At 76.8% G+C, this 14,878-nt stretch carries 9 protein-coding genes; 1 reads left to right on the forward strand and 8 read right to left on the reverse strand.

Annotation, left to right across the window (positions count from 1 at the left end; genetic code table 11):
- Positions 1-90: 90 nt before the first annotated feature.
- The 3 genes from FB558_RS40075 to FB558_RS40085 form a co-directional block, all read right to left on the reverse strand.
- Positions 91-3,390 (reverse strand): ATP-dependent helicase, encoded by a 3,300-nt coding sequence (locus tag FB558_RS40075; protein WP_142064012.1) that lies wholly within the window; start codon positions 3,388-3,390, stop codon positions 91-93.
- Between the two features lie 35 nt (positions 3,391-3,425).
- Entirely contained in the window at positions 3,426-4,289 is an 864-nt protein-coding gene (locus FB558_RS40080) for a glycoside hydrolase family 16 protein (RefSeq protein ID WP_142064015.1), read from the reverse strand.
- 177 nt (positions 4,290-4,466) lie between these two features.
- Positions 4,467-7,976, reverse strand: a complete 3,510-nt coding sequence (locus tag FB558_RS40085) for an ATP-dependent helicase (RefSeq protein WP_425468163.1) — start codon at positions 7,974-7,976, stop codon at positions 4,467-4,469.
- 88 nt (positions 7,977-8,064) lie between these two features.
- Between FB558_RS40085 and FB558_RS40090 the strand changes: the two genes are divergently transcribed.
- Positions 8,065-8,358, forward strand: a complete 294-nt coding sequence (locus tag FB558_RS40090) for an MGMT family protein (protein ID WP_142064018.1) — start codon at positions 8,065-8,067, stop codon at positions 8,356-8,358.
- A gap of 56 nt (positions 8,359-8,414) precedes the next feature.
- Here FB558_RS40090 and FB558_RS40095 read toward each other — a convergent pair whose 3' ends face one another.
- From FB558_RS40095 to FB558_RS40115, 5 genes are read right to left on the reverse strand one after another with little or no spacing between them, the layout of a single operon-like run.
- Positions 8,415-9,104 carry a sirohydrochlorin chelatase gene (locus FB558_RS40095; protein ID WP_246107108.1) on the reverse strand — a complete coding sequence of 230 codons (690 nt, stop codon included), beginning with the start codon at positions 9,102-9,104 and terminating at the stop codon, positions 8,415-8,417.
- A gap of 20 nt (positions 9,105-9,124) precedes the next feature.
- The gene (locus tag FB558_RS40100; RefSeq protein WP_246107109.1) at positions 9,125-10,276 is read right to left on the reverse strand and encodes a uroporphyrinogen-III synthase; all 1,152 of its coding nucleotides are present in this window, start codon (positions 10,274-10,276) and stop codon (positions 9,125-9,127) included.
- Between the two features lie 8 nt (positions 10,277-10,284).
- On the reverse strand, positions 10,285-10,656 hold the full coding sequence (nirD, locus tag FB558_RS40105; RefSeq protein ID WP_211367185.1) for a nitrite reductase small subunit NirD: 372 nt from the start codon (positions 10,654-10,656) through the stop codon (positions 10,285-10,287).
- On the reverse strand, positions 10,653-13,160 hold the full coding sequence (nirB, locus tag FB558_RS40110; RefSeq protein ID WP_142064027.1) for a nitrite reductase large subunit NirB: 2,508 nt from the start codon (positions 13,158-13,160) through the stop codon (positions 10,653-10,655). Before nirB ends, nirD begins: the two co-directional genes overlap by 4 nt.
- Complete coding sequence (locus tag FB558_RS40115) at positions 13,157-14,641, reverse strand: FAD-dependent oxidoreductase (protein WP_142064030.1); 1,485 nt, start codon at positions 14,639-14,641, stop codon at positions 13,157-13,159. Before FB558_RS40115 ends, nirB begins: the two co-directional genes overlap by 4 nt.
- Between the last annotated feature and the right edge of the window lie 237 nt (positions 14,642-14,878).

Consider the following 14,878-nt stretch of genomic DNA (forward strand, 5'->3'; position numbering starts at 1 on the left):
TCGAGCCTGTGGCCCTCGCCTCGGATATCTCAAGTCTGCACTAGAGGTTTTCGACATGCAAGGAAGAGGCTTTCTGTATCGCTCCAGCTCTCAGTGCGCCTGCGGCACCGATGCGAGCAGGTCACGCAGACCGTCCGCGTCGAGCAGGTCGGCCGGGCGGAGCGTCACGCCCCGGCGGACGTAGTGGAACGCCGCCCGCACCCGCTCGGGCTCGCACCCCTCGAGCGCGGCCCAGGCGAGCCGGTAGGCCGCCAGCTGGACGGCGAGGGCGGGCACCCGTGCGGCCTCGGGCAGCGCGCCGGTCTTCCAGTCCACCACGGTCCAGCCACCGTCCGGGTCGGCGAACACCGCGTCCATCCGCCCGCGCACGCCCACCCCGGCGACGACCGTCTCGAACGGCACCTCCACCTCGACGGGCCGCCGGTCGGCCCACTCGCTCGCGAGGAAGGCCTCCTGCAGCTCCTCGAGCGCGTCGTCGGGCGCCGCCCCCTCGTCGGCGGCGCCGGGCAGCTCGTCGAGGTCGAGCAGCTGGGCCGCGCCGAACCGCTGCTCCAGCCATGCGTGGAAGGCCGTGCCGCGCCGCGCGTGCGGGTCGGGCGGCAGTGGCATGGGCCGGCGCAGCCGGGTCGCGAGCCCGGCCGGATCGGCGGCGAGCTCCACGAGCTGGACCACCGACAGCTGCGCCGGGAGCGCCACGGCCGGCCGTGCCCGCGCCGCCGCCCGCTCGGCGAGCAGCACGTCGACGTCGCCCGCCCAGCCCTCGGGGTCGTCCTGCTCGGGGTCCTCCGGCGGCTCCTGGGCCAGCAGCTCCAGCTGGTCCCCCGGCTCGGCCGCCTCGGCCCGCGCCGCGCGCCGCTCGGCCAGCTCGTGCAGGGCGGTGCGGACCAGCTCCGCCCCCGCGTGCACGTGCGGCGAGCGCTCGCCGAGCGGGTCGGCCGGCCACGTCGCGGTCGGCTGCGCGACCGTCGCCGGGTTGACGGCGTCGGCGTCGGGCTCCGGCGCCCACTGCTCGGCGCCGTGCACGGCGGCGATCTCGACCAGGAACTCCGAGGGCTCCTTCGGTCGTTCCCCGGCGGCGGCCCAGCGGTGACCGGACGCCAGCAGCACGCGCTCCGCCCGGGTGAGCGCCACGTAGAACAGGCGCCGCTCCTCGGCGAGCCGCCGCTCGTCGAGCGCCTCGGAGTGCTCCTTGAGCGCGTCCTCCAGTTGCTTGCGGTCCCCCTCGGGGGGCAGGTCGAGCACGGGCAGGTCGTCGGCGTCGCCCCGCAGGGCCACGGGGAGCTCCGCGGGGTTGGTCAACCAGGTCCCGCTGATCTTGCGACCCGGGAAGACCTGGTTCACCAGGTGCGGGACCGCCACGACCTCCCACTCCAGGCCCTTCGCCGCGTGCACCGTCAGGACCTGCACGCGATCGGGGGCGACCTCGACCTCGCCGGGGGTCAGCCCGTCCTCGGCGCGCTCGGCGGTCTCCAGGAAGTCCAGCAGCGCGGGCAGCGTCGCCACCTCCGCGCCCGCCGCGAAGTCGGCCACGACGTCGGCGAACGCGTCCAGGTGCGCCCGCCCGACGGGCCCGGGCCGCGCCGCGCTCTCGGCGTCCAGGAGCAGCATCCGCTCGGCGTCGGCCACGAGGTCGTGGAGCGGCGCCGACGCCCGCGACCGCAACCACCCCAGCTCCCGCGCCAACCGCGTGATCCGCGCGAAGCCCCGCTCGGAGTAGCGCTCCGGCTCGCCCGGGTCGTCCAGCGCGTCGACCAGGCCCGCCTGCTCCGCCTGCTCGCCGGGCAGTGCCCCGTGCGCCAGCTCCGCGGGGGAGAGCGGGCCCGACCGGGGCAGCAGTGCCGGCACGATCTCGCGGGCGCGCTGCCACAGCGCGGCCAGGTCGGCGACGCCGAGGCGCCACCGCGCCCCGGTGAGCAGCCGGACGGCGGCGGGGCCGGCGAGCGGGTCGGCCACCAGCCGCAGCGCGCTGACGAGGTCGCGGACCTCGGGGGTGTCCAGCAGCCCGCCGAGGCCCACGACCTCCACCGGGAGGCCGCGGGCCCGCAGTGCGGTCGCGACGGCGTCCATGTCCGCCCGGCGGCGCACCAGCACCGCCGAGGTCGGCGGCTCGTCCGGCGCCTGCGCCCACCGCTGCGCGATCCCGTCGGCCATCCAGTCGATCTCGGCCGCGATGTCGGGCAGCAGCGCCACGCGCACCGTCCCCGCGCCGGTACCCGGCCCGGCCCGCAGCTCTCCGACGCCCACCGCTCCCGGCGCGCTGCGCAGCGGGGCCGACGCGGCGTTGGCCAGCGCCAGCACCTCCGGCGGGTTGCGGAAGCTGGTGAGCAGCCCGTACTCGGTGGCGGGCGGGCCCCCGGGGCCGGGGAAGTCGGTGCGGAAGCGCGCGAGGTTGCCTGCGCTCGCCCCGCGCCAGCCGTAGATCGACTGGCTGGGGTCGCCCACCGCGGTGACGGCCGGGCCGCCCTCGCGCACCGGCTCCCCCGGCGGGGTGCCGAACAGCGCACGCAGCAGCACCCGCTGCGCGTGACCGGTGTCCTGGTACTCGTCGAGGAGCACCGCGCGGTAGGTGGCGCGCTCGGCCTCGGCGACCTCCGGGTGCTCGGCGGCCACCCGTGCGGCGATCGTCAGCTGGTCCCCGAAGTCGACGGCCCGCTCCGCGCGCTTGCGGGCGGCGAACGCCTCGACCAGCGGCAGCAGCGCCGCGCGCTGGCGCTGGGCGGCCATCCACCGCTTGTAGGTCTGCGACGGTTCGGCGCGCTGGCGCTTCCCCGGCGGCGCGGCGGCCAGGACGGCCACGAGCGCCTCGGCGTGGCGGCGCACCGCGTCCGGGTGGACGAGGTGCTCCCCCAGCTCCCCGGCCAGCGCGAGCAACCGCTCGGTGACCGTGGCCGGCACGAGGTCGACGTCGAGGTCGTCCGCCCACGTCGTGACGACGCGGTGCGCGAGCTGCCAGGCCGCCGTCTGCCCCAGCAGCCGCGCGGCCGGCTCGGCCGGCAACCGCAACGCGTGCTCGGCCACGAGCCGCCCGGCGTAGGCGTGGTACGTGGCCACCGTCGGCTCGCCCGCGAGGACCTCCGCGCGCCTGCGGCCGCTCGGGTCCAGCTCGTCGAGCAGGCGCGTGCCTGCGAGGCGGCGCAGCCGCGCCCGGACCCGCGAGCCGAGCTGCTGGGCCGCCTTGCGCGTGAACGTCAGGCCCAGCACCTGCTCGGGCAGCACCTGGCCGGTGGCGACGAGCCAGACGACCCGCGCGGCCATCGTCTCGGTCTTGCCCGCACCCGCGCCTGCGACGACCAGCGCGGGCTGCGGCGGCGCGGCGATCACGGCCGCCTGCTCCGGGGTGGGGGGCGGCAGGCCGAGCGCGGTGGCGAGTGCGCTCGGCGTCAGGTCCACGGCGCAGTTCTACCGCAGCGCGCGCAGGACGGAGGTCAGCGCCGTGCCTCCCGCGGCGCGGAGTAGATCTTCACCCAGTCGAACTCCAGGCTGACCTCCTCGGGCGTGGTCTCGTCCGGAGCCGGGATCCACTCCCGGTAGGGACCCACGTCGAGCTGGATCGTCATGTGCATCGGGACCTTCGGGATCACGTTGCGGTCCGTGGTCTCGAACTGCTTGACCCCGTCGACGTACCAGACGATCCGGTCGGGCAACCAGTCCATCGCGAAGGTGTGCCACTGGCTGAAGTCGCCGGTGACCTTCGTGCCCGCCTGCTTGTTCTCGGACGAGAAGTGGATGACGAAGTGGGCCTCCGTCCGGTTCTCGTGTGGCACCTCCATCATGTCCAGCTCGCCGTCGTCCTTGTTCTCGGTCTCGGGCCAGAGCAGGATCGCCGCACCGCGGCCCCGCCCCTTCTCCGTCCGGGCCCGGAACTCCCACCGGCCGTACAGCTGGTCGCGCTCGTGCCGCATGCCGCCGGACACCTCGCCGCGTGCGGTGATCCGCAACAAGCCGTCCTCGACGGAGATCGCCGAGGGGCGGCGGTAGCCGTTGCCGAAGCCGCCCACGCTGTTGTACGCGTCCCACGACCTCCCGAGCGAGGACCTGTCGAAGTCGTCGGTGGCGACCGGCTTCCAGTCCACCCCCGAGCTGCTCACGCTGGAGGCACCGTTCGTGGAGCCCTCGCTGGGCGCGGCGGTCTTCGGCACCTCCGTGGGTGGCGGTGCCGGCGCCGGCAGCGCCTGGAACAGGTCCTGCCCACCGTCCGGTGCGGTACCGGGTGCTCCGGCGCAGCCCGCCGCCAGCAGCAGCGCAGCACAGACCATCACCGACCGCAGCCGGCCCGGGAACCGGGACATTCTGCCTCCTCGTACCGCACACCGGTGGGGAGCGCGGGGAGCGCCGGTGTGCACCGTGACCGTACCGGGAGCCCAGGAGCGGACAGAACGCTCGCCGGAGGGGCGCGCTCGTCCGAAACGGTGATGGACCCGTACCCAGGGTGACGCCGATCCGCGCAGGAGGCTGCCCCGCCGGGCCTACGCGTCGGGCACCGGTCGGCCCGACTCGCTCAGCGGGCAGCTCGTCCGGACGGGGCAGCGGTCGCAGTCCGGGCCGACCCGGGCGACGAACTGCGCCTCCGACGTCTCCTCGGCGCACTGCAGCAGCACTGCCCGCCACCCCGCCAGCTCCTCCTCGCCCAGCGGGGGCTGCACCGGCTCCTTGGCCTGCCCACCCGACTTCCGGTCGGCGAGGTACACCAGCCGCGCACCCCCCGGCTCGACCCCCGGCTCCAGCAGGCTCCCGAACGCGCCGAGGGCCGCCGCGAGCTGGTAGACAGCGAGCTGGGGGTGCTCGGCGGCGGCCCTGGCGCTCACCGCCGTCTTGCCGGTCTTGACGTCGACGACGACCGGCCGCCCCGCGGCGTCGACCTCGAGGCGGTCGACGCGGCCCCGCAGCCGCAGCCGCAGCCACGGCCCGCTCGACCCCGTGTCCCCTGCGGGCTCCTCGCCCGGGCGGGGAGCCGGCTCGTCGCCGACGACATCGAGGCCCGGCCCGTCTCCGGAGATGTCGAGCTGCACCTGCTGCTCGACGGCCACCAGCCGCAGCCCCTCGGCCCGGCTGGAGCGCACCCAACCGTCGAACGCGGCCAGCATGCCGCGCACCCGCTCCAGCTCCCGGCGGCCGAACCAGGGCGCGCCCGCATCCAGCCGGGACCACGCCGACCGCAACGCGTGCTCCAGCTCGGACGGGTCCGCGCCCGCCGCGTCGGCCTGCACCAGCGCGTGCACCAGCGACCCGGTGACGGCCGCCAGCGCGCCCACCTCACCACCACCGTGGCGCTCCAGCACCCAGCGCAGCGGGCAGCGCACGATCTTCTCCACGTCCGACGGCGAGACCGGCACCACCTCGCCGGGCTCGCGCAGCGGGGCGTCGGTGGACAGCGGCGCCAGGCCGTACCAGTCGTCGGGGTGGGCTCCCGGCACGCCCGCCTCCGCCAGCCGGGCCAGCTGGACCGCGGCCCGGTGCCTGCGCTCCTCGCGCGCCGGGTCCTCCGGGGCCGCCGGTGCGCAGACGGCCCGGCGCAGCTCTCCGACGAGCTCGGCGAGCACCAGGGAGCGACCCGGCCGGTAGACGGGCCGGTCGGCGCTCGTGGCCGGGACCGGGTCGAGCTCGTCGAGGAAGCGCGACGGTTGCTCGTCCTCCCCCTGCACCGCGCTGACCAGCAACGCGTGCCGCGCCCGCGAGCACGCCACGTAGAACAACCGCCGCTCCTCGGCCAGCAGCGGTGCCACCCGCGACACGGTGGCCCCCACCGGCTCGGCGACCCCCGCGACCAGGTCGACGAGGCGCTCGTTGCCCAGGAGGCTGCCGCGCAGGCGGAGATCGGGCCAGCTGCCCTCCTGCACGCCCGGCACGGCCACGACGTCCCACTCGCGCCCACGCGCGGCGTGCGCCGTCAGCAGGGCCACGGCCTCGCCCTGCGGTGCGCGCGGGGCCAGCGACTCGCCCGGCAGCTGCTGGTCGGCGAGGTACTCGGTGAAGCTCGCCACCGCCGCCCCGGGCAGCCGGTCGGCGTGCCGCGCGGCCGCGTCGAAGAGCGCGAGCACGGCGTCGAGGTCGCGGTCGGCGGCCGCGCCCACCGGCCCGCCCCTCCCGCTGGCGTCCCGCAACCGCGGGCCGAGCCCGCACGCCTGCCAGACGCGCCAGAGCACCTCCTCGGCGCTCTCGCCGTCGCGGATCGCGTCGCCCGCGATCGCGAGCAGCGTGCCCACCCGGCGCAGCGGCGCGGTCTCGTGCGGGGGCAACGCCACCAACGGGTCGGGGCGGCCGAGCGCCGCGGCGCGCAGCGCCTGCACGAGCAGGGGGTCGCTGCCCGACCGCTCGGCCTCCGCCTCGTCGTCCGGAGCGGCCCGGGTGGCGGCGTGCAACCGGAGCAACCCCCGCCGCAGCCGCCGCAGCCGCATCGGGTCGGCGGAACCCAGTGGGGAGGTCAGCAGGGCGTTCGCGGCGTCGGCGTCCAGCTGGTCGGGCCGGGCGGCGCAGCGCAGCACCATCAGGAGCGGGACGACGGCCGGCTGGCGGGCCAGCGGCAGCTCGTCGGTCGGTGCGGCGATCGGCACCCCCGCCGCCAGGAGCGCGCGGCGCAGCGTGGGCAGCGAGCGGCGGGTGGACCGCGCCAGCACCGCCATCCGCGACCACGGGACTCCGTCCGTGAGGTGGGCGCGGCGGAGCTGGTCGGCCACCCACCCGGCCTCCTGCGCGGCCGACCCGAACACCTTCACCTGGACCGAGCCGGCGTCCGCCGCGGCGGGACCCGCGCTGCCGCAGCCCTCGTCGACGGTGCCGACGTCGGAGGCTCCCTCGTCCTCGTGATCTACGGCTGCGGGGCTCGGATCGGCGGGCTCCGGCCCGTCGGGAGCGGGATCGTCGGGAGCCGGGTCGGCGTCGCCGGGTGCGGCGCGCCGCCGCCCCGGGCCGGTGCCGGGCAGGCGGGCCGCGAGCCGGGTGACCGCGGCGCGGACCGCGGGCGCGCTGCGGTGGTCGACCGGGAGCACGACCGTCTCGGCCTCGACGGCGCGCAGGCCCTCGGGATCGGCACCGCGGAAGTTCAGCACGGCCTGGTCGGGATCGCCGGCGAGCAGCACGCTCTGCGCCGTGGCGCCGAGCGCCCGGACCAGCTCCATCTGCTGCGGGTCGAGGTCCTGCGCGTCGTCGACGACGAGGTGGCGGACCCGCGCGCGCTCGGCGTCGAGCAGGTCCCGGTCGGAGGCGAGCGCGTCCAGCGCGGCGGCCACGAGCTCGGCGGCGTCGAGCGCGGGGGCGGTGGCCTGCGGCGCGCCCCGGCCGGCCGCGCCCCGCAGCAGGATGACCTGTTCGTAGCTGCGGAAGAAACGGCCCGCCGCCCGCCACTCCGGCACGTCGTGGCGCTGCCCCAGCTCGGCGAGCTCCTCGGGCCCCAGGCCGCGCTCCGCGGCCCGCAGCAGCAGCTCGCGCAGCTCGGCCGCGAAGCCGGGCAGCCCGAGCGCCGGGCGCAGGCGGTTCGGCCACCCGGAGTCGGGCACGCCGCCGTGCTCGGGCCCGCAGAGCTCGCCGACGAGCAGGTCGCGCACCACCGCGTCCTGCTCCGCGCTCGCGAGCAGGCGCGGTGGCGGGTCGCCGTGGCGCGCGGCGTGCAGCCGCAGCACCCCGAAGGCGTAGGAGTGCACGGTGCGCACGAGCGGCTCGCGCGTGGTGCGGGCGTCGCCCGGCCGGTGGGTCATGTCGACCAGCCGCTCGCGCAGCTCCCCGGCCGCCCGCCTGCTGCCCACGAGCACGAGCGTGCGCTCCGGGTCGTCCCCCGCGCGCAGCCGCCGGGCCACGGCGGCCAGCAGCACGCTGGTCTTGCCCGTGCCGGGCCCGCCCACCACCCGCAGCGGCCCCTGCCGGTGCTCCAGCACGCGCCGCGCGGCCGGATCCCACTCCGGCTCGCCCGGCGCGGTGCGCGGCCTGCGCACGAGCCCGGGCGCCAGCGCGGCGCGATCGGGACGGACGTCGGAGCGGAGCACCGGCCGATGCAACCACGCCGCCCCGACAACCCCGGCACCGGCGCGCCCGCGTCCGTCGGACCCGGGGCCGTCCTGGCAGGCTGGCGGGGTGGACGAGGAGACCGTGGAGCGGGTGCGGGCGGCGGTGCGGGCGATCCCGCCCGGGGAGACCTCGAGCTACGGCGAGATCGCCGATCGGACCGGGCTGCGGTCGCCCCGGCTCGTCGGCCGGATCCTCGCCGAGGACGGGCACGACCTGCCCTGGCACCGCGTCCTGCGCGCCGACGGCAGCTGCGCCCCGCACATCGCCGCCGAGCAGAGCGCCCGGCTGCGGGCCGAGGGCGTCCTGCTGGTGGACGGCCGGCTGCCGAAGCAGCTGCGCAGGGAATCGGGATCCGCATGACGAACGGCACTTTCGTCGGCTAGGGACCGACGAGAGTGCCGTTCGTCCGGACAGGGTCACGCCGAGCGGGCGTGCGCGGCGCGGGCGTCCGCGTACCGGGCGCCCACCAGCTCGACCACCGCGGGGTGGTCGGCGAGCGGGGCGCCCACGGCGTCGGCGCCGCAGCGCTCCAGGTGGCGCTGGAACAGCCCCGGCGCGAGCAGCCAGGACGCCACGGCCACCCGCCGCGCCCCCTCCGCCCGCAACCGGGCGACGACGTCGGCGACGCCCGGGTGGCCGCCGAGCACGATCGGCGCCGGTGTGACCGGGCGGCCCAGCAGCCTGCCGAGGCGGCGGGCGGCGCGGGCACCGTCGGCGCGGGCGTGCGGATCGCTGGAGGCGGCGACGGCGAGCACCACGGCGTCGTCCGGACCGGCACCGGCCTGCGCCAGCCGTTGCGCGGCGGCCGCGACGAGCGCGGGATCGGGCCCGAACGCGGCGGCGAGCACGACGTCGCGGCGGCGCGTGGCCCGCAGCTGCTCGGGGACGTCGGTGCGCACGTGGTAGCCGGCGGCGAGGAACGCGGGCACCGCGACGACCGGGCCGGGCAGCTCGGCGAGGGCGTCAGCGGGGGTGGGCCCGCGGACGTCGGCGTAGCAGGCCCGCACCGGCACGCCGAGCAGCCGCGAGGCGCGCTCCGCGACCCGCTCGGTGACGACAGCGCCCTCGGGGTCCCGCGTGCCGTGGGCGACGAGCAGCAGGCTCACCGCTGTCCCCGGAACTGGCCTCACACGCATTTCCCGCTCACCGGCTCGGGGTCCAGCGCCAGCCGGTAGCCCCGCTTGACGACCGTCTGCACGAGCTCGGAGCGTCCGAGCGCGCCCCGCAGCCGGGCCATCGCGGTCTCGACGGCGTGCTCGTCGCCGCTGCCGCCGGGCAGGGCGCCCAGCAGGTCGGCGCGCGGGACGACCCGCCCGGGCCGCCGGGCGAGCGCCCGCAGCAGTGCCATCCCCGCGGGCGGCACGGTGCGCAGCTCCCCGTCGACGAGCACGGCGTGCCCGCGCAGCTCGAGCACCCGGCCGGCGACCGGCAGCCGGCGCGCGCGTGCCGGCAGCTCGGCCTCCAGCTGCCGCACCATCGCTCCCAGCCGGGAACGCTGCGGCTGCAGGGTCGGCACGCCCACGTCCTCCAGCGGCGCCGCCGTGACCGGCCCGACGCAGAGCGCGAGCACCGGCCCGCGCAACGCCTCCAGCAGCAGCTCCCGCATCCCGCGCTGGGCGCAGCGCGCGAGCAGGCTCGCCGCCGCGGGCGCGCTGGTGAACGTGAGGACGTCGATGCCGCCCCCGAGGGTGGCGTCGACCAGCCGGTCCAGCGGACCGAGGTCGGCGGGCGGCAGCCAGCGGTACACCGGCACCTCGACCACCTCGGCGCCTGCCATCCGCAGCGCGTCCACGACGTCCGGCAGCGGTTCGCCGTGCAGCTGCACCGCGATCCGCAGGCCGTCCACGCCCATCTCCAGCAGGTGGTCCAGCACCTCGGCCGAGGACTCCGACTCCGGTGACCACGCGTCCACCAGCCCCGACGCCCGGATCGCACCGCGCGCCTTCGGGCCGCGTGCGAGCAGCTTCCCGGCGCCGAGCGCCGCGAGCAGGTCCTCCCCGATCCCCCAGCCGTCGGCGGCCTCGACCCAGCCGCGGAACCCGTGGCCCGTGGTGGCCACGGTGACGTCCGGCGGGCGGGCGACGAGCGCGCGGGTGGCGTCGGCGAGCTCGGTGTCGTCGGCGACCGGCACGATCCGCAGCGCGGGCCCCTGCTGCACGACGGCCCCGCGGCGCTCGAGCATCGTGGCCAGCTCGCCGGCCCGGCGCGCGGCCGTGATGCCGACGGTGAACCCGGCCAGGGGCGGCACCACGGCGGCGGAGGCGGGTGGGGTGGTCACGGCAGCCGTCACGGTAGTCCCACCTGCAGCCACCCGTCGGCGACGCGCACCGGGTAGACCGGCACCCGGACCGCCGGGTCGTCCAGGCATTCGCCGGTGACCAGGCTGAACACCTGCTTGTAGACCGGCGACGCGACGGTGGGCACCCCACTGCGGTCGCCGACGATCCCGCGGGAGAGCACCGCCGCCCCGGAGAACGGGTCGACGTTGCCGATGGCGGCCACGGTGCCGTCGGGCATCCGGAACAGCGCCACCTGGACGGGCTCGCCGCCGGCCGCGAGCAGGGCCGCGGCGCCGCGCTCGGGCAGCAGCCGGTCGAGCAGGCACACGGTCTCCCAACGGAGGCCGATCAGTTCAGTGCCGATCATCTCTGCAGTCATGCCCGTACCCCCGGCAGGCCGAGCGCGACCGGTACCGGCTGGCCCCGCTCGCTGACGAAGGTGATCGTCGGGTCTGGGGCCTCGGGCGCGTTGACGAAGGACACGAACCGCTCCAGCTTCTCGGGGTCGTCGAGCACACCGCGCCACTCGTCGGCGTACCCCTCCACGTGCGACTCCATGGCGGCCTCCAGGTCGGCGCAGATGCCCAGGGAGTCGTCGACGATCACCTCGCGCAGGTGGTCGAGCCCGCCGTCCATGGCCTCGATCCAGGCGGCGGTGCGCTGCAGCCGGTCGGCGGTGCGGATGTAGAACACGAGGAACCGGTCGATCAGCGCGATCAGGGTGTCGGTGTCGACGTCGGACGCGAGCAGTTCGGCGTGCCGCGGGGTGAAGCCCCCGTTGCCGCCGACGTAGAGGTTCCAGCCGGTCTCCGTGGCGATCACCCCGAAGTCCTTGGACCGGGCCTCCGCGCACTCGCGGGCACATCCCGAGACGCCCGACTTGATCTTGTGTGGCGCCCGCAGGCCGCGGTAGCGCAGCTCCAGGGCGACGGCGAGGCCAACCGAGTCCTGCTGCCCGTAGCGGCACCAGGTCGTCCCGACGCACGACTTCACCGTGCGCAACGCCTTGCCGTAGGCGTGCCCGGACTCGAACCCGGCGTCGACGAGCCGGCGCCAGATCGCCGGGAGCTGCTCGACGCGGGCGCCGAACAGGTCGATCCGCTGCCCGCCGGTGATCTTGGTGTAGAGCCCGAAGTCGCGGGCCACCTCGCCGATGACGATGAGGCCGTCCGGCGTGATCTCCCCGCCGGGGATGCGCGGCACGACCGAGTACGTGCCGTTGCGCTGCAGGTTGGCCAGGAAGTGGTCGTTGGTGTCCTGCAGCGCCGCCTGCTCGCGGGACAGGACGTGACCCGCGCCGAGCGAGGCGAGGATCGACGCCACGGCCGGCTTGCAGATGTCGCACCCGCGGCCGGTGCCGTACTGCGCGACGAGCTCGGAGAACGTCCGGATCCCGGTGCCCGCGACGATCTCGAACAGCTCGGCGCGGGACACCGCGAAGTGCTCGCACAGCGCCTTCGAGACCTCGACGCCCTCCTGCGCAAGCAGCGTCTTGAGCATCGGGACGCACGACCCGCAGCTCGTGCCGGCCCGCGTGCAGGCCTTGAGCGCCGCGACGTCGTGCGCGCCGCCGCAGATCGCCGCGCGCAGGTCGCCCTTCGTGACGGCGTTGCACGAGCAGATCTGCGCCGAGTCGGGCAGGGCGTCCGCCCCGAGCTCGACCCCGCCCGGGGCGATCATCGCGACCGGGTCGGCAGGCAGCGGCGAGCCGACGAGCGGGCGCAGCGTCGCGTACCTCGACGCGTCGCCGACGAGCACGCCGCCCAGCAGCGTCTGCGCGTCGTCGCTGACCACGAGCTTGGCGTACGTGCCCGCGACGGGGTCGTTGACGACGACCTCGAGCGCCCCGGGCGTCGCGGCCATCGCGTCGCCGAAGCTCGCGACGTCGACGCCGAGCATCTTCAGCTGCGTCGACATGTCCAGCTCGGCGGGCGTCATCGTCGCGGCGCCGCCGAGGAGCCGGTCGGCGACGACCTCGGCCATCGCGTACCCGGGGGCGACCAGCCCGTACGTGCGGCCCTCCAGCGCGGCCACCTCGCCGACCGCCCACACGTGCGGGTCCGGCGTCCGGCAGGCGGTGTTGACCAGCACGCCGCCGCGCTCGCCGACCGGCAGCCCGGCCGCGCGGGCCAGGCCGTCGGCGGGGCGGATGCCTGCGGAGAAGACCACGACGTCGGCGTCCAGCTCGACGCCGTCGGACAGCGCCGCGATGAGCCGACCACGGTCCTCGGAGATCCCGTTGACCGACACCCCGCAGCGCACCTGCAGGTCCTCGGACTCCACGAGCCGGCGCAGCACGGCACCGCCGCCCTCGTCCACCTGCACCGGCATGAGCCGCGGCGCGATCTCCACGACCTGCGGCGACAGCCCGAGCAGCCGCAGCGCCCGCGCGGCCTCCAGCCCGAGCAGGCCACCGCCGACGACCACCGCCGACCGGCGACCCGGACCCGGCGCGGCGACCGCCCGCTCGGCGGCCGCCATGATCGCGTCGAGGTCGTCGAGCGTGCGGTAGACGAAGCAGCCGGGCAGGTCGCGCCCCGGCACCGGCGGCACGAACGGCACCGACCCGGTGGCGAGCACGAGCGCGTCGTAGTGCAGCTCGCGGCCGGACGCGGTGCGCACGACGCGGGCGTCGCGGTCCAGCGCGACGGCCGGGTCACCGAGGTGCAGCTGGACGAGCGGGTCCGCGGTCACCGGCAGCGTCAGCTCCTCGGCCGACTTCCCGTCGACGTAGGACGACAGCGCCACCCGGTCGTACGCGGGGCGGGTCTCCTCGCCGAGGACGGTGACCCGCCAGGTCCCCTCGGTATCGCGGTCGCGCACCGCCTGCACGAGGCGGTGCCCGACCATTCCGTTGCCGACGACGACGAGATGCCGGGTCATGCGGCTCCCTCCTCCGGGACGGGGGTCAGCGCTGTCTGCGTCGGGGGGTCGCTCTCGGCGAGCCATGTGCAGATGCCGCGCACCGCGTCGCCGCAGCTCCCGCAGCCGGTGGTGGCGCGGGTGGCCCGGGCGAGCGCCGGGACGTCGGTGTGCCCGTCGCGCCACGCCGCGACGAGCGCGCCCTTCGTGACGGAGTTGCAGCGGCACACGACGGCCGCGGCGGGCAGCCGGCCCGGGTCGGCGGTCTCCGGGGCCCCGGGCAGCGCGCGGCCGAACAGCAGGCCGAGCCGGTCGCTCGGCGCGGGCTGGCCGGTGTCGTAGTACTGGATCATCGAGGCGGCGGCCTCGGGCAGCCCGATCATCGCGCCGCCGACGACCCGGTCGCCGTGCAGCGCGAGGGTGGCGTAGCGGCCGCCGTGCGGGTCGGCGAAGCGCAGCACCTCGGCGCCGTCCGCGCCGTCCACGCCGTCCACGCCGAACACGGCCGGGTCGCCGACGGTGGCGAGGTCGACGTCGCGCGCCTTGAGCCGGGTGACCGCGCGGGTGCCGCCGTAGCGGGCGGCCGGGTCGGTGCCGGTCAGCAGGTCGGCCAGTACCGCGGCCTGCTCCCAGCCCGGCTGCACGAGGCCGGCGGGGGTGCCGGGGTGCTGGGCGCAGTCGCCGATCGCGTGCACCCGGTCGTCGGAGGTGGCGAGTCGGTCGTCCACCAGCACGCCGCGGTCGACCGCGATGCCCGTGTCCGCGGCCAGGCCGGCCTCGGCCCGCACACCTGCGGAGACGACCAGCGCGTCGGCGGCCACGAGCTCGCCGTCGGCGCCGCGCAGCCCGAAGTCCGGCTCCCAGGCGACCGCGGAGAACCCGAGCCGGACGTCGATGCCCAGCCGGGCCAGCGTCGCGGCGAGCACCTCCCCCGCGCCGGCGTCGAGCTGGCGCTCCATGAGGTGCGAGGCGGGGTGCACGACCGTGACGCGCACGCCGCGACCGGCCAGCCCGCGCGCGGCCTCGCAGCCGAGCAACCCGCCGCCGAGCACCGCGAACCGGGCGCCGGGACGGGCCAGGGCGAGGATGCGCTCGCAGTCGTCGAGATCGCGGAAGGTGACGACCCGCTCGTCGGCGAGGCCCTCGAGCGGCGGCAGCCACGCCCGGCTGCCGGTGGCCAGCACCAGCTCGTCGTAGCGCTCGGTCGTGCCGTCCGAGCAGCGCACCACCCGCGCGGCCCGGTCGATCGCGGTGACCGCGACGCCGGTCCGCAGGTCCACGCGGTGGCGCGCGGCCCAGCCCGGCGGGTGCAGCGCCGTGGCCTGCGCCGTCAGCCCGCCGCCCAGCACGGTGGACAGCAGCACCCGGTTGTACGCCGGACGCGGCTCGGCCCCGAGGACGGTGAGGCGCACGCGCCTGCCGTCCGGGTCCCGGCGCCGCACCTCCTCGGCGAACCGGGCACCCACCATCCCGTGCCCCGCGACCACGACCCGTCTGCTCACGGCGACCGACGGTAGGTAGCCGGAGTTACGACGGTGGGGCCCTCCGTGACGGGAAGGTAACGCCACTCGCACATCACCGGGCCCTCGCGGTGAGGCCGCAGGGACGCACCGCTACCCCGAGCGGCGTACCGCGCACCACCAACGGCTGACATGATTGCCGTGCTTCGGGTTATCCGATGGGGGGCAGCGGTCGCAGATGGACAGGGACGCGGAATCAGCGGCACGTCGGGGAAATGA

Source organism: Pseudonocardia kunmingensis, assembly GCF_006716445.1.
Lineage (GTDB): Bacteria > Actinomycetota > Actinomycetes > Mycobacteriales > Pseudonocardiaceae > Pseudonocardia > Pseudonocardia kunmingensis.